Here is a 14,689-nt window from a genome sequence, read left to right as displayed (position 1 = left end):
ACACGCGCCGCGACGAGGCGAGGGTTCATCGTGGGGGCACGACCTTCGCCGCGGCGCGATGAACCCCGCGCGGGGGGACAGCCGTGGAAGGGGTGACGCACATGCAGCGAGGAGAGCCGACATGAGCACCATTCCCTTCCGCAGGCAGCAGAGAGAGAAGCCGCCCGAGCTGCCCTCGGGCGACATCGAGCTGCAGGAGCCGCCATCACTGCCCGAGCTTCAGCCGAAGGATCCGCTGACAATGCTCATGATGGTGCCGATGATGCTCATCAGCGGGGTGATGATGCTCGTCTTCCTCGGCGAGCGCAATCCCGCCCTCGCCGTCGGGCTCTTCCTGGGCATGCTCGCCCTGGCGGTGCTCATGGTGCTGGTGCAGCTCACCCGGGCTGCGGCCGAACGCCGGACCACCGTGCGCGGCGATCGCCGGGACTTCCTCCGATACCTCGGTCAGATGCGCGGGAAAGTCCGAGGTGCGGCCGCACAGCAGCGCGCTTCTCTGATGTGGCGGCATCCCGACCCGGCGTCGTTGTCGAACATGGCGATGACCGCGCGGCTGTGGGAGCGCCGCGGCAATCACGGCGACTTCGGCGAGCTGCGCATCGGCACCGGGTCGCACAGCCTCAGTCAGCGCATCACTCCCCTGTCGACCAAACCCATCGCCGATCTGGAGCCCCTGTCGGCGCGCGCGCTGCGGCGCTTCATCGCCGTGCACGGGTCGGTGCCCGATCTTCCCGTCTCCCTGTTCGTGCGTCGTCTCGCCGACATCCGCCTCACCGGCGACGACGATGCCGCGCGGGGCATGGCCCGGGCGCTCGTCGCCCAGGCGGTGACGACGCACGCGCCGGATGAGCTGCGCGTCGCCGTCTGCACGACACCGGAGCGCGCCGCCGACTGGGATTGGACGAAGTGGCTGCCGCACGCGCAGCACCCGAGCGGCCAGGACGGCGCGGGCTCCGCGAGACTCTTCGCGACGGACGCCGCCGAGTTCATCGAGCTGATCGACGCCGACATCAACGGGCGCTCCCGCTTCGAGCCCGGTGCCTCTCCCACCGCCGAAGAGCCCTACCACCTCGTCGTCTTCGACGGCATCGCCCCCGTGCCCGGGTCGCGCATCACGGCGGGCGGATACCGCTGCACCACCGCGATCACCCTGGGCATCGAGGTGGACGAGAACGACACGTCCGGCCTGCTGCTGGACGTGCAGACGGATGCCGTGCACATGCTCCGCCGCGATCGCACCGAGGGCGTGCAGCGCTCGCTGTTGTGCGTTCCGGATGCCATGAGCATCGCCGCCGCGACGGCGCTCGCTCGCGTGATCGCCCCCTACCGTGCGGGCGGCCGTTCGACAGATGCGAGCGAACCCATGGTGTCGGACTTCGAGCTGCCGACGCTGCTCGGCATCGACGACGTCGACAAGTGGTCCCCCGCGAGCTCTCTGCGCGAAGGCCTCGATCGCACGCGCCTGCGCATCCCGCTGGGCGTCGATGAGCGCGGCCACCCCGTGCATCTCGACATCAAAGAGGCCGCCCAGGGCGGCATGGGGCCGCACGGCCTGCTCATCGGAGCGACCGGCTCCGGCAAGAGCGAGCTGCTGCGCACGCTCGTGCTCGGTATGGCGATGACGCACTCGTCCGAAACCCTGAACTTCGTGCTCGTCGACTTCAAAGGCGGTGCGACGTTCCTGGGCCTCGACGAGCTGCCCCACGTCTCGGCGCTCATCACGAACCTCGCCGACGAGGCGACGCTCGTCACCCGCATGCAGGACGCCCTGGCGGGTGAGCTGAACCGGCGGCAGGAGTACCTGCGCGCGGCCGGCAACTACTCGTCGCTGCTGGAGCACGAGAAGGCTCGGCTCGCGGGCGTACCGCTCGAGGCCATGCCGACGCTGTTCGTCATCGTGGACGAGTTCAGTGAGCTCCTGGCATCCAATCCGGACTTCGCCGAGCTGTTCGTCATGATCGGACGGCTGGGCCGATCCCTCGGTGTGCATCTCCTGCTGGCCAGCCAGCGCCTGGAGGACGGCCGCATGACCAAACTCGAGAGTCACCTGTCCTACCGCATCGGCCTGCGGACGTTCTCGGCGATGGAGAGCCGGAGCGTCATCGGCGTCCCCGACGCGCACCAGCTGCCGAACGCACCCGGCAACGGGTACCTCCGCAGCGACGTCGCGACGCTCACACGGTTCAAAGCCGCGTACGTCTCGGGCACCTACCGGCGGCGCACGCGCGAGGAGCGGCAGGAAGAAGTGCGTCAGCAGGTCGTCGTCTTCCAGGCATCGCCCGTCGTGCCCCCCGTGGTCGAGGACACGTCGCTGCCCGTACCGGAAGAAACGGCCGCCGTACCCGCCCCCACGGGAACATCGCCCGGGGTCGACGACACGGTCATGTCGATGATCGTCGACCGCCTCGACGGCTTTGGTCCCCCGGCTCACCAGGTCTGGTTGCCGCCGCTCGCCGCACCGCCGACGCTCGACCAGCTGCTGCCGCCGCTGCTCGTCGACCCGGACCGCGGACTGCACGCCATCGGCTGGACCGGTTCCGGACACCTCGGCGTGCCGATCGGCGTGGTCGACAAACCCTACGAACAGACGCGGGAGCTCTACGAGATCGACCTCGCCGGCGCGGGCGGCAACGTCGGCATCGCCGGCGGTCCCCAATCCGGCAAGACCACGCTGTTGCGCACCATGGTCAGCGCCCTCGCGCTCACCCACACCCCGGCCGAGGTGCAGTTCTACTGCATCGACTTCGGCGGCGGCGGCCTCTCGACGCTCGAAGGACTCCCCCACGTCGGCGGTGTCGCCACCCGCCGTCAGGCCGAGCAGGTCGCGCGCACGATCGCCGAGGTGCGCACCCTGCTCCGCGACCGCGAACAGCTCTTCACCGACGCCGCTCTCGAGGGCATGGCCGAGTACCGCGCGAAGCGCGCCGCCGGGGAGCTCGCCGACCAGCAGTTCGGCGACGTCTTCCTGGTCGTCGACGGCTGGGCGGCTCTGCGCGCGGAGTTCGAGGAGCACGACATGACGCTGCGGGAGATCGCGCGGCAGGGCCTGGCCTACGGCGTGCACGTCATGATCTCGACGAGCCGCTGGACCGACGTGCACAGCTCGCTGCGCGACCAGCTCGGAACGCGCGTGGAGCTGAAGCTGGGCGACCCGATCGACTCGGTCCACGGCATGCGCAAGGCGGCGACCGTGCCGCAGCTGCCGGGACGCGGCATCACCGTCGATGGCATGCACTACCTCGCCGGCGTGCCGCGCATCGACGGCGACACCTCGGTAGAGGGGCTCGCCGCGGCATCCCGAGGTCTCGGCGAGGCCCTCGACGAGGCGTGGGACGGTCCCGTCGCCCCGCCGGTGCGCATGCTGCCCGCGGTGCTCGACGCCGCTGTGCTGCCCATTCCCACCCTGCCCGGCCCGATCATCGCGCTCGGGCACGGCGAGCAGGACCTGCAGCCGGTGTGGCACGACTTCGCGCTGAAGCCGCACCTGAGCATCGTCGGCGATTCGGCGAGCGGCAAGACCGGGGCCCTTCGGCTCATCGCGCGCGGCGTCGTCGACGCGTATGCGCCCGACGACGTGCGGATGGTCGTCATCGACCCGCGCCGCGGCATCGTCGAGTCAGTGCCCGAGAACTACCAATTCGCCACCGCCTTTTCGACCTCGGCCACCGAGCAGGTGCTCGCGAAGCTCGTCGCCGAACTGCGCGGCCGCGTACCGAGCGCCGACATCACACCGGCGCAGCTGCGTCGGCGGGACTGGTGGAGCGGCCCGGAGTTCTTCGTGCTCGTCGACGACTACGACCTGCTGCTGGGCGGGGGGATGTCGGGCCCACTCATGCCGCTCGTCGAGCTCATCCCGCAGGCGGGCGACATCGGACTGCACCTCGTCCTCGCCCGCGCGGGCGCGGGCTCGAGCAGAACGGCGATGGATGCCGTCATCCGACGCCTGCACGAGTCGAACACACCCGAGCTGACGCTGTCGATGCCCGCATCCGAGCCGATGACGTTCTCGCCGGGCCGGGGCAGGCCGCTGCCGGCCGGACGCGCGTCCCTTCTCACGCGACGCGGGGGAACCGGTCTGCAGATCGGCTGGACGGAGCCGCCGCAGTGAGCCTCGACCGCACGAGGCGCGCGCTCCGACGCATCACGGTCGTCGCCGTGGCATCCCTCGCGGCGGGGCTGCCGGCTGTCGCGCTGCCGAGCCTCCCCGTGGCAGCCGCGGCGTCGTGCGCGGCTTCGGCCGGTTCGCCGGTCATCGAGGGCGCGTCGTGGGGGCAGAAGCGGATGGGCGCCGAGCACGCGTGGGCTCGCACGACGGGCGACGTCGTCGTCGCCGTGCTCGACACCGGGGTCAGCGCGGCGGCGACGTCGTTGCAGGGTCATGTGCTGCCGGGTGTCGACCTGGCGGGCGGTCCCGCCGACAGCGATTGCTACGGACGCGGCACGTTCGTCGGCTCCCTCATCGCCGGGCACGCCGTCGAGGGCACGCAGTTCGTCGGACTCGCACCGGGGGCGACGATCCTTCCTGTTCGCATCACCAACGATCCCGACGACATCACGCTCGTCGACGCGCTGCCGACTCTCTTGGCACGCGGCATCACGGCAGCGGTCGACGGGGGCGCCCGAGTGATCGCGGTCCCGCTCACGGCGACGGCCAGCTCTCCCGAGCTGGAGCAGGCCGTGCAGGCGGCGGTCGCGGCCGATGTCCTCGTCGTGGCCGCCGCAGGATCCCCGACGACGGACGCGGCGGCTTACCCCGCCAGTCTCGACGGTGTGCTGTCGGTCGCGCCGCTCGGCGAGGACGGTGGCGTCGAGGCGTCTCGGCTCGGAGCCGCGCCGGATATCGCGGCTCCCTCCGCCGGTCTCGTGGGCGCCGTGCCGGACGGCGCAGGGCACGTGGTCGGCGACGAGCCCGGCCTCGCCGTGGCCTACGCCGCCGGTGCCGCGGCCCTCGTCCGAGCCGACGATCCCACGCTCACCGTCGAAGCCGTCATCCAGCGCCTGATGGTCACGGCCGATGCGCCGACTCGACCCCTGCCGGAGGGAGCGAGCACCGACCCATCGCTCGGTGCCGGCGTGGTCGACCCCGTCGCCGCGATCTCGCGCCTCGCCCCCGGGCAGATCGTGGCCGCGCCCGACGAGGCGCTGACGCTGAAGGTTCCCCCGCCGGCCGACGAGCGCCCCGGCGGTCTCGCGCTGGTTCTGGGCCTCGGCCTGCTGGGAGCGGCGGCCGCCGTCCTGGGGCCCCTCGTCGCCGCGCGGGCTGTCCGTCGCCCCTCTCGCGGGTGATGGACGCTTCTCTTCGACACGCCCTGTGTCCGGCCCCTCACGTGCAGGAGGGCCCCGGCGTGTTCGCGGGGCCCTCCTCGGGGATGGCAGCTAGGGCGCCGACAGAACTCAGAAGTCCCAGTCGTCGTCCTCGGTCGCCTCGGCCTTGCCGATGACGTACGACGAACCCGAGCCACTGAAGAAGTCGTGGTTCTCGTCGGCGTTCGGCGACAGGGCCGAGAGGATCGCGGGGTTCACGTTCGTGACCGACGCGGGGAACATCGCCTCGTAGCCGAGGTTCATGAGCGCCTTGTTCGCGTTGTAGTGAAGGAACTTCTTCACGTCTTCGCTCAGTCCGACCGAGTCGTACAGGCTCTGCGTGTAGCCCACCTCGTTGTCGTAGAGCTCGTACATCAGCGAGAACGTGTAGTCCTTGATGTCGTCGCGACGGGCCTGGTCGACCGTCTCGAGACCGCGCTGGAACTTGTAGCCGATGTAGTACCCGTGAACGGCCTCGTCGCGGATGATGAGGCGGATCAGGTCGGCCGTGTTGGTGAGCTTCGCGCGGCTCGACCAGTGCATCGGCAGGTAGAAGCCCGAGTAGAACAGGAACGACTCGAGCAGGGTCGAGGCGACCTTGCGCTTGAGCGGGTCATCGCCACGGTAGTAGTCCATGACGATGCGCGCCTTCTTCTGAAGGAACTCGTTCTCGGTCGACCAGCGGAAGGCCTCGTCGATCTCCTTCGTCGAGCACAGCGTCGAGAAGATCGACGAGTAGCTCTTCGCGTGCACCGACTCCATGAACGCGATGTTCGTGTAGACGGCTTCCTCGTGCGGGGTGATCGCGTCGGGGATGAGCGAGACGGCGCCGACCGTGCCCTGGATCGTGTCGAGGAGCGTGAGCCCCGTGAACACGCGCATCGTCAGCGTCTGCTCCTCGGGGGTGAGCGTGTTCCACGACTGGATGTCGTTCGACAGCGGCACCTTCTCGGGCAGCCAGAAGTTGTTCACGAGACGGTTCCAGACCTCGAGGTCCTTGTCGTCCTGGATGCGGTTCCAGTTGATGGCCTGCACGTGGTTCAGCAACTGCAGCTTCTCAGCCATGTCGTTCCTGTGTCCTTGATCGATGAGGTGTCAGTGGCTCAGAGCATGCACGAGACGCACTCGGTCATGTCGGTGCCCTCGAGCGCCAGCTGACGCAGACGGATGTAGTAGATGGTCTTGATGCCCTTGCGCCACGCGTAGATCTGGGCCTTGTTGATGTCGCGGGTGGTGACGGTGTCCTTGAAGAACAGCGTCAGCGACAGGCCCTGGTCGACGTGCTGCGTCGCGGCGGCGTACGTGTCGATGACCTTCTCGTAGCCGATCTCGTAGGCGTCCTGGTAGTACTCCAGGTTCTCGTTCGTCATGAACGGAGCCGGGTAGTAGACGCGACCGAGCTTGCCTTCCTTGCGGATCTCGATCTTCGAGGCGATCGGGTGGATCGAGCTCGTGGAGTTGTTGATGTACGAGATCGAGCCGGTCGGGGGCACCGCCTGCAGGTTCTGGTTGTAGATACCGTGCGCCTGCACCGACGCCTTGAGCTCGCGCCAGTCGTCCTGCGTGGGGATCTGGACGTTCGCGAACAGCTCCTTGGCCTTGGCCGTCTCGGGCGCCCACACCTGGTCGATGTACTTGTCGAAGAACTCGCCCGACGCGTAGGTGGAGTTCTCGAAGCCGTCGAAGGCGGTGCCGCGCTCGATCGCAAGGCGGTTCGACGCACGCAGCGCGTGGAACAGCACCGTGTAGAAGTAGATGTTCGTGAAGTCGATGCCCTCTTCGGAGCCGTAGTAGACGTGCTCACGAGCGAGGTAGCCGTGCAGGTTCATCTGGCCGAGGCCGATGGCGTGCGAGCGGTCGTTGCCGTCTTCGATCGAGCGGACCGAGGCGATGTGGCTCTGCACGCTGACGGCGGTGAGGGCGCGGATCGCGGTCTCGACCGTGAGGCCGAGGTCGCCGCCGTCCATCGCGAGAGCGATGTTCATCGAGCCGAGGTTGCAGGAGATGTCCTTGCCGATGGTGTCGTACGAGAGGTCCTCGTTGTACGTGGTCGGGGTGTTGACCTGGAGGATCTCCGAGCACAGGTTCGACATGTTGATGCGACCGGCGATCGGGTTGGCCTTGTTCACCGTGTCCTCGAACATGATGTACGGGTAGCCCGACTCGAACTGGATCTCGGCGAGGGTCTGGAAGAACTCGCGCGCGTTGATCTTCGTCTTCTTGATGCGCGGGTCGTCGACCATCTCGCGGTACTTCTCGGTGACCGAGATGTCGCCGAACGGCTTGCCGTAGACCTTCTCGACGTCGTACGGCGAGAAGAGGTACATGTCCTCGCCGTTCTTGGCGAGCTCGAACGTGATGTCGGGGATGACGACACCCAGCGACAGCGTCTTGATGCGGATCTTCTCGTCGGCGTTCTCGCGCTTTGTGTCGAGGAAGCGCAGGATGTCGGGGTGGTGGGCGTTGAGGTACACCGCGCCGGCACCCTGACGCGCGCCGAGCTGGTTGGCGTAGCTGAAGCTGTCTTCGAGCAGCTTCATGACGGGGATGATGCCGGAAGACTGGTTCTCGATCTGCTTGATCGGAGCACCCGCCTCGCGGATGTTCGACAGCAGCAGGGCCACGCCGCCGCCGCGCTTCGACAGCTGCAGAGCGGAGTTGATGCCGCGGGCGATCGACTCCATGTTGTCTTCGATGCGAAGCAGGAAGCACGACACGAGCTCACCGCGCTGCGCCTTGCCCGCGTTGAGGAAGGTGGGGGTGGCCGGCTGGAAGCGGCCCGAGATGATCTCGTCGACCAGCTGGACGGCGAGACGGGGGTCGCCGTCGGCGAGGGCGAGGGCGGTCATGACGACGCGGTCCTCGAAGCGCTCGAGGTAGCGCTTTCCGTCGAAGGTCTTGAGCGTGTAGCTCGTGTAGTACTTGAACGCGCCGAGGAAGGTCTCGAAGCGGAACTTCGCGCCGTAGGCGCGGTCGTTGAGCTCCTGGATGAAGTCCATCGAGTACTTCTCGAGCACGGTCGGCTCGTAGTACTCCTTCTCGACGAGGTAGTCGAGACGTTCCTTGAGCGAGTGGAAGAACACCGTGTTCTGGTTCACGTGCTGCAGGAAGTACTCGCGTGCGGCACGCTTGTCGGCGTCGAACTGGATCTTGCCGTCCGCGTCGTACAGATTCAGCATCGCGTTGAGGGCGTGGTAATCCAGCCCCTCGAACCGCGCTTCGGTCTTGAAGTCCACGTCGGTCAGCTCAACTTCCACCATCGTTCCAATCCCTCGTTGACCCGCTCGACATCGTCGGGGGTGCCGAAAACTTCCAGCCGGTACAGGTGCGGCACCCCGCATTTGCGCGCGATGATGTCGCCGGCGAGGCAGAACGCGTCGCCGAAGTTCGTGTTTCCCGCGGCGATGACACCGCGGATGTTGCGTCGGTTCCGCTCCTCGTTGAGGAATCGGATGACCTGCTTGGGGACCGCGCCCTTCTCGACGCCCCGACCGGCACCCCCACCGTAAGTGGGGGTGACCAGCACGAAGGGTTCGTCGATATGAAGGGGCGGATCGGTCGGCCGGAGCGGAATGCGCACGGCCCGCTTGCCGAGCTTCTCGATGAAACGTGCGGTGTTGCCTGACACGCTCGAGAAGTAGACCAGCAGCGGAGCTTCGGTCGCCGACAAGACAGTGCTCATGACGGAGGTCTGAGAGCCTGTCGCCGGATCAGGCGAGGCGCGAAGCGAGCTCGTCGATCTTGTCGGGACGGAAGCCCGACCAGTGGTCCTCGTCGGTGACGACGACGGGTGCCTGAAGGTACCCGAGCGACTTGACCTGCTCGAGCGCCGACGGGTCTTCGGACAGGTCGAGCACGTTGTACTCGATGCCCTTCGAGTCGAGCGCACGGTAGGTCGCGGTGCACTGGACGCAGGACGGCTTGGTGTAGACCGTGATCGCCATGTCGTTCTCTCTCTCCCCTGGAAAATCTGTGTCCGGCCGGGCAGGGCCAGCCGGGACCTCAATACTACATATGGGGACGGACATCGGAAGGCACCACAAGGGGTAGTAGTTACAGCGATGTGATTTTCCACCGTCTCTCCCCATGTACAACACAGGTTGTCCACGATTTCATCCACAGATCGCACCCCTTCCGGAACGTTGTCGACGGGCGCGATTCCGCGGATTTGGCGGGACCGGTCGATGTCTGTCCACAGGTCGGACGGTAGACGGGGGGTCCGACATTGCACAGGCGAGCGAATTCGCCCGAGGGCGTGTCGCGGCGTGTCGCGGCGAGCCGGTACGAGGACGCCTCGGCGCATGTCGGAGGTCGGCTGTAGCGTTATCCGGTGGCCGGCTACCGCGAACTCCTCAAAACCCCTGGCGTGGGGCGCATCATCGCCGCACAGTTGACGGCGCGTTTCCCCAACGGCATGACCAGCCTCGCGGTGCTCCTCCACATCGAACACGTCACGGGTTCCTATGGAGCGGCGGGGCTGGTGCTGGCCGCCACGAGCATCGGCCAGGCCGTCGCGGGCCCGGTCACCAGTCGCTGGATGGGCATCTGGGGTATGCGGCGCGTTCTCACCGTGACGCTTCTCGTGTGCGCGGCCGCGATCGCAACCCTCGCCCTCATCGAGATGCCGCTGCCCCTCTACATGGTGCTCGGCCTCATCGCCGGCTTGTCGACCCCTCCGGTGCAGTCGGCCGTCCGCACCATCTATCCCAAGATGGTCAACTCCCAGCGGCTCACCCCGCTGTACTCGCTCGACGCGTCGCTGCAAGAGATCATCTGGGTCCTCGCGCCCGTGCTCATCACCCTGGTCGCGACGCAGGTCGGCACCGTCCCGGGTCTGCTCCTCGTCGTGATCATCCTTCTCGGGGGCGGGGCGTGGTTCATCCTCAGTCCCGAGGTCGGCCGCGTGCGCATCCCGCGCAGCCGCCGCGGCCTCGGCCGCGTGCTCGCCAAGCCGCCGGTCATCCTCGCCACCGCGACCGGCTTCCTCCTCATCGGCGCCTGCTCGGCCGTCGAAGCGGGCGTCGTGGCCACCTTCGACCACGGCGGCCTCGAGGCCGGCCTCATCCTCGCCGTCTTCGCCGTCGGCAGCCTCGCCGGCGGACTGTCGTTCGGTCACATCCCCATCGGCCCCTGGGCCATGGCGCGCCGCTTCGCGATCGTGGCCCTCGGTCTCTCGCTCACGATCTTCTCGCTCAACGCGTGGTGGATCGGCGCCACCCTCCTCGTCGCCGGCGCCGGTATCGCGCCGGCCCTCGCGGTGATGTTCGCGATGACCTCTGCCAGCGTCCGCTTCAGCGAGACCGCCGAGGCCTACGGCTGGATCGGCACCGGCCAGCTCATCGGTGCCGCCGCGGGCTCCGCGGTGGCCGGCTTCCTCGTCGACGGCGTCGGCCCCACCGGTGCGTACATCGCCGCCGCAGGCTTCGCCCTGGTCGGCTTCGTGGTCGCCGCGGTGTTCGTGCGCGGCTTCCCGGATCTGCGGCACCGCGACGCGAGCCCCATCCCCGACACCGAGCCGGTGCACACCATCACCTGAGCGGATGCCGGGGCGATCGGCATCCCGCGCCCGAACCGCCCGAGCCGTGGGTCAGTGCGTGCGCCGCAAGAGCTCGAGCACCGCGAGCGCGTACGCGTCCGCCGGTGCCGGGTGGTCGAACACCAGGGTCGAGCCGCCGACCGAGATCTCGACCTCGTAGGTGTCGGAGAGACGTCGCAGAGAGCGGAAGGTCGAGCGCAGCATCTCGCGCAGTTGCGACTCGGAGGGCAGCCACAACGCGTCTTCGGTGGCGACGGAGTCGAGCGCCCACTCCGTCGTGCCGTTGAAAGCGAGGATCCGACCGGTGGGGTAATCGCGCGGCTCCACCGTCATGTCGCTCACGGTGAAGATGTCGGCCTCGAACTCCGGCTCGTCGAGCTGAAAGCGGTCACCGGAGAGCGGATGCCACACCAATCCCGCCTCGCGCAGGGCCTGGGCCAACTCGGTCGAGATCATGGCATCCATTCTGGGGGCGTTCTGTGACGACCGGTCTCCTGTCGTGCGCGTGGACGGAGCAAGATGGATGCCATGTCGACACCCGTGACCCTCCCCCGATTGTCGTGGGGCGACCCGCACGGACCGCAGGCGCTGCTCGCCCACGGACTCGGTTCCGACGGCGCACTCATGTGGCGCTACGGCGTGGCGCTGGCCGACGCCGGGTGGCACGCGGTCGCGGTGGACCTCCGCGGCCACGGTGACGCCCCGCGCACCCTCGACTACCGCCTGTCGTCGTACGCGGCGGATCTGATCGGCACGACGCCCGCGAGCGGCGGAGCGTGGGACGCGGTCGTCGGTCACTCGCTCGGCGGTGCGTCGTCGACGCTCGCCGCGGCTCAGCGTCCCGCTTGGACCCGCCGGCTCGTGCTCATCGACCCGGCCATCGCCCTGTCGGAAGACGACCGCGAGGTCGTACGCATGGGTCAGGAGCAGTCGTTCGCCGACCCGAGCATCGAGGCCGTGCGTGCGGCGCATCCCGGATGGCATCCGATCGACGTCGAGTTGAAGGCGCGGGCGACGCAGCGCGCGAGCCGCTGGGCGGTCGAGCAGACGAGTCTGCAGAACGCCATGTGGGACGTGCGCTCCGCCGCGGCCTCTCTCACGGTGCCGACGCACGTGGTGGGCGCCGACCCGGCCGTGCACTCGATCTTCACGGGCGAGCTCGCGGCCGAGGTGCTCCGGAACCCGTTCGTGACGATGAGCGTGATCGAGGGCGCCGGGCACTCCCCGCATCGCGATCGCCCCGAGGCCGCCGTCGCGGTGGTCCTGCACGCCCTCCGCTGACGCCGCGCATACGCGATGTGCGGCGCGATGCCACCCCCGCACGCAATGTCGGCGGTGCCGAGCAGAATGGATGCCATGACCTCGTTCGACCCGGCTCGGTACCTCCCCGACGACCTGCTCGCGCGCATCCGTGAGCGCGCCGTCGTGCACGACCGCGAGAACACCTTCCCGCACGACGACCTCGACGAGCTCAGAGCGGCCGGGTACCTCGGCATCCTGGTGCCATCCGACCTCGGTGGCGCGGGGCTGAGCCTCGCCGAGGCGTCGCTCCTGCAGCAGCGTCTCGCGGGCGCGGCCCCGGCGACCGCCCTGGCCGTCAACATGCATCTGGTGTGGACGGGGGTCGCGAAGGTCTTGAGCGACCGCGGCCTGAACGATCTCGAGCACGTCCAGCGGGGCGCTGCGGCAGGAGAGGTCTTCGCCTTCGGCATCAGCGAAGCCGGCAACGACCTCGTGCTCTTCGGCAGCGACACCGAGGCCCGCCCCGACGGCGACGGCGGCTACACGTTCACGGGGACCAAGATCTTCACCTCGCTCTCCCCCGTGTGGGACCACTTGGGCGTGCACGGGCTCGACGAGACATCGGCCGACGGACCGAAGATGGTGTTCGCGTTCCTGGACCGCAGCGACGACGTCGTCGCCCACGACGACTGGGACACCCTGGGCATGCGCGGCACGCAGAGCCGCACGACCGAACTGCGCGGGGCCCACGCTCCCGCCGACCGCATCGTGCGTCGCATCGACCCGGGCCCTCAGCCCGATCCGCTCGTGTTCGGCATCTTCGCCGTCTTCGAGATCCTCTTGGCCTCGGTGTACACCGGCATCGCGCGACGTGCGCTCGACCTGGCCGTCGCGGCCGCGACCTCGCGGCGGTCGAAGAAGACGGGCACGACCTACGCCAACGACCCCGACATCCGGTGGCGTGTGGCCGACATGGCGCTCGCTTACGACGCGCTTCCGCCGCAGCTCGCCTCGCTGGCCTCCGACGTGGACACCCTGGTCGACCACGGTGGTCGGTGGTTCGCCCTGCTCTCCGGCGTGAAGTACCGCGCGGTCGCCATGGCGAAAGAGGTCGTCGACGACGCGATCCTCGTCGGCGGCGGCTCGGCGTACTTCTCGCACAACGAACTGAGCCGCCTGTACCGCGACGTGCTCGCCGGCATGTTCCACCCCTCCGACTCCGAGTCCGCCCACTCGACCGCCGCGGCCGCCTGGCTCGGGCCGGTGACCGCGTGATGGCGCGCACGCCCACCCGCGCGCTGAGCCCGGCCGATCAGGAGCGCCGCCGCGCCCTCCGCGTGATGAAGGGCGTGGCACTCGGCGCGCTCCTCGCGATGGCCATCGTCTTCGCCGTCTCGTTCTCGTTGCAGCGCGAGGTCGAGTGGTTGCAGTACGTCCGGGCCGCGGCCGAGGGCGGCATGGTCGGTGCCCTCGCCGACTGGTTCGCGGTCACCGCACTCTTCCGCCACCCGCTCGGGCTGCCGATCCCCCACACGGCGATCATCCCCCGACGCAAAGACGAGATCGGGCGGCAGTTGGGCGAGTTCGTCGAGACGAACTTCCTCGAGGGCGACGTCGTACGGACCAAGCTCGAATCGACGCCTCTGTCGGCTCGCGCCGGAGCCTGGCTGGCCGTCCCCGCTCACGCCGATCGTGTCGCGGCCGAGGGGGCGACGCTCGCCTCGAGCGTCCTCACCGCGCTCAGCGACGACGACGTGCAGGGCTTGATCGAAGACCTCGCCCGCGAGCACCTGCTCTCGCCCGACTGGGGTCCCTCCCTCGGCGGCTGGCTCGAACGCGTCGTCGGCTCGGGCGCCCACCACGGCGCCGTCGACCTCGCCCTCGACAACATCGCGGTATGGCTCGGCAACAACCGCGACACGTTCCAGGGGCTCGTCTCGCGGCGGCTCCCGTCGTGGGTCCCGAGCATGGCGGCGCGCCTCGTCGACGACACCGTCTATCGGGAGGCCGTGCAGTTCGTCGACGCCGTGCGGGCCGACCCCAGCCACCAGGCACGCGGGGCGATAGACGGCTACCTCGGCCGCCTCGCCGATAGCCTGCAGCACGATCCCGCGACGATGGTGCGCCTCGAAGAGGCCAAGGCCGCGGTGTTCGACAGCCCGCGCGTACGGCAGCTCGCCGCCGATGCCTGGAACACCGCCAAGGCCGGCCTGTTGCGGTCGCTCGCCGACCCCGAGAGCGCTCTGCGTCGCCGCGCCGCCGCCGCCCTGGCCGAGGTCGGCGGACGACTGCAACGCGACGCTGCGCTGCAGAAGCGCGTCGACGGATGGGTCACCGACGCGGCGGTCTTCGTCGTCGGTCGTTATCGGCATGACATCGCCTCGATCATCACCGACACCGTGGAGCGGTGGGATGCCGAAGAGACCACCGAGAAGATCGAGCTCATGGTCGGCCGCGACCTGCAGTACATCCGCTTGAACGGCACGATCGTCGGCGCTCTCGCAGGCCTGGTGATCTTCACCGTCGCGCATCTGGTGTGGGGATCATGACGATTCGCGCAATCGCTGGCCGAATCATCACGCTCGCGCCGCCCGGCGCCCTCGGTGC

General features: G+C 68.8%; 11 protein-coding genes. 6 read left to right on the top strand and 5 right to left on the bottom strand.

What is annotated here, in order from left to right:
• Positions 1 to 121 precede the first annotated feature (121 nt).
• Positions 122 to 4,108 (top strand): type VII secretion protein EccCa, encoded by a 3,987-nt coding sequence (gene eccCa, locus AB6V29_RS06995; protein ID WP_369357737.1) that lies wholly within the window; start codon positions 122 to 124, stop codon positions 4,106 to 4,108.
• Positions 4,105 to 5,286, top strand: coding sequence for a S8 family serine peptidase (locus AB6V29_RS06990; protein WP_369357735.1), 1,182 nt, complete (start codon positions 4,105 to 4,107; stop codon positions 5,284 to 5,286). The genes eccCa and AB6V29_RS06990 overlap by 4 nt, the downstream gene beginning before the upstream one ends.
• A gap of 108 nt (positions 5,287 to 5,394) precedes the next feature.
• On the opposite strand, the gene nrdF is transcribed toward AB6V29_RS06990, so the two are convergent.
• The 4 genes from nrdF to nrdH are packed head-to-tail and all read right to left on the bottom strand — an operon-like array spanning position 5,395 to position 9,248.
• Positions 5,395 to 6,369, bottom strand: a complete 975-nt coding sequence (nrdF, locus tag AB6V29_RS06985) for a class 1b ribonucleoside-diphosphate reductase subunit beta (protein ID WP_074696716.1) — start codon at positions 6,367 to 6,369, stop codon at positions 5,395 to 5,397.
• Between the two features lie 38 nt (positions 6,370 to 6,407).
• Positions 6,408 to 8,564, bottom strand: coding sequence for a class 1b ribonucleoside-diphosphate reductase subunit alpha (nrdE, locus tag AB6V29_RS06980; RefSeq protein WP_369357732.1), 2,157 nt, complete (start codon positions 8,562 to 8,564; stop codon positions 6,408 to 6,410).
• Positions 8,546 to 8,986 (bottom strand): class Ib ribonucleoside-diphosphate reductase assembly flavoprotein NrdI, encoded by a 441-nt coding sequence (gene nrdI / locus AB6V29_RS06975; protein ID WP_115920929.1) that lies wholly within the window; start codon positions 8,984 to 8,986, stop codon positions 8,546 to 8,548. The genes nrdE and nrdI overlap by 19 nt, the downstream gene beginning before the upstream one ends.
• Before the next feature lie 28 nt (positions 8,987 to 9,014).
• Positions 9,015 to 9,248, bottom strand: a complete 234-nt coding sequence (gene nrdH / locus AB6V29_RS06970) for a glutaredoxin-like protein NrdH (protein ID WP_058625194.1) — start codon at positions 9,246 to 9,248, stop codon at positions 9,015 to 9,017.
• A 386-nt stretch (positions 9,249 to 9,634) separates the two neighbouring features.
• Here nrdH and AB6V29_RS06965 point away from each other — a divergent pair, with 386 nt between their 5' ends.
• Positions 9,635 to 10,840, top strand: a complete 1,206-nt coding sequence (locus tag AB6V29_RS06965) for an MFS transporter (RefSeq protein ID WP_267787543.1) — start codon at positions 9,635 to 9,637, stop codon at positions 10,838 to 10,840.
• A gap of 51 nt (positions 10,841 to 10,891) precedes the next feature.
• Here the strand turns inward: AB6V29_RS06965 and AB6V29_RS06960 are convergent, their stop codons facing one another.
• Complete coding sequence (locus AB6V29_RS06960) at positions 10,892 to 11,296, bottom strand: pilus assembly protein CpaE (protein ID WP_307455591.1); 405 nt, start codon at positions 11,294 to 11,296, stop codon at positions 10,892 to 10,894.
• Between the two features lie 72 nt (positions 11,297 to 11,368).
• On the opposite strand from AB6V29_RS06960, the gene AB6V29_RS06955 reads away from it, so the two are divergent.
• The 3 genes from AB6V29_RS06955 (at position 11,369) to AB6V29_RS06945 (ending at position 14,631) form a co-directional block, all read left to right on the top strand.
• The gene (locus AB6V29_RS06955) at positions 11,369 to 12,121 is read left to right on the top strand and encodes an alpha/beta fold hydrolase (protein WP_369357729.1); all 753 of its coding nucleotides are present in this window, start codon (positions 11,369 to 11,371) and stop codon (positions 12,119 to 12,121) included.
• 75 nt (positions 12,122 to 12,196) lie between these two features.
• Positions 12,197 to 13,357 (top strand): acyl-CoA dehydrogenase family protein, encoded by a 1,161-nt coding sequence (locus AB6V29_RS06950; RefSeq protein WP_369357727.1) that lies wholly within the window; start codon positions 12,197 to 12,199, stop codon positions 13,355 to 13,357.
• Complete coding sequence (locus AB6V29_RS06945; RefSeq protein ID WP_210073934.1) at positions 13,357 to 14,631, top strand: DUF445 domain-containing protein; 1,275 nt, start codon at positions 13,357 to 13,359, stop codon at positions 14,629 to 14,631. The genes AB6V29_RS06950 and AB6V29_RS06945 overlap by 1 nt, the downstream gene beginning before the upstream one ends.
• The last annotated feature ends 58 nt before the right edge of the window (positions 14,632 to 14,689 follow it).

This window comes from Microbacterium sp. 20-116 (genome assembly GCF_041079415.1).
Taxonomy (GTDB): domain Bacteria; phylum Actinomycetota; class Actinomycetes; order Actinomycetales; family Microbacteriaceae; genus Microbacterium.
The sequence above is the reverse complement of the archived record's forward strand: the minus strand, read 5'-3'. Positions and strand labels throughout refer to the sequence as shown.

Excerpts from the sequence above, each read along its gene's own strand:
- eccCa (WP_369357737.1), top strand. The coding sequence starts at position 122 with ATGAGCACCATTCCCTTCCGCAGGCAGCAGAGAGAGAAGCCGCCCGAG.
- nrdF (WP_074696716.1), bottom strand. The coding sequence starts at position 6,369 with ATGGCTGAGAAGCTGCAGTTGCTGAACCACGTGCAGGCCATCAACTGG.
- nrdE (WP_369357732.1), bottom strand. The coding sequence starts at position 8,564 with ATGGTGGAAGTTGAGCTGACCGACGTGGACTTCAAGACCGAAGCGCGG.
- nrdI (WP_115920929.1), bottom strand. The coding sequence starts at position 8,986 with ATGAGCACTGTCTTGTCGGCGACCGAAGCTCCGCTGCTGGTCTACTTC.
- nrdH (WP_058625194.1), bottom strand. The coding sequence starts at position 9,248 with ATGGCGATCACGGTCTACACCAAGCCGTCCTGCGTCCAGTGCACCGCG.
- AB6V29_RS06960 (WP_307455591.1), bottom strand. The coding sequence starts at position 11,296 with ATGATCTCGACCGAGTTGGCCCAGGCCCTGCGCGAGGCGGGATTGGTG.
- AB6V29_RS06955 (WP_369357729.1), top strand. The coding sequence starts at position 11,369 with ATGTCGACACCCGTGACCCTCCCCCGATTGTCGTGGGGCGACCCGCAC.
- AB6V29_RS06950 (WP_369357727.1), top strand. The coding sequence starts at position 12,197 with ATGACCTCGTTCGACCCGGCTCGGTACCTCCCCGACGACCTGCTCGCG.
- AB6V29_RS06945 (WP_210073934.1), top strand. The coding sequence starts at position 13,357 with ATGGCGCGCACGCCCACCCGCGCGCTGAGCCCGGCCGATCAGGAGCGC.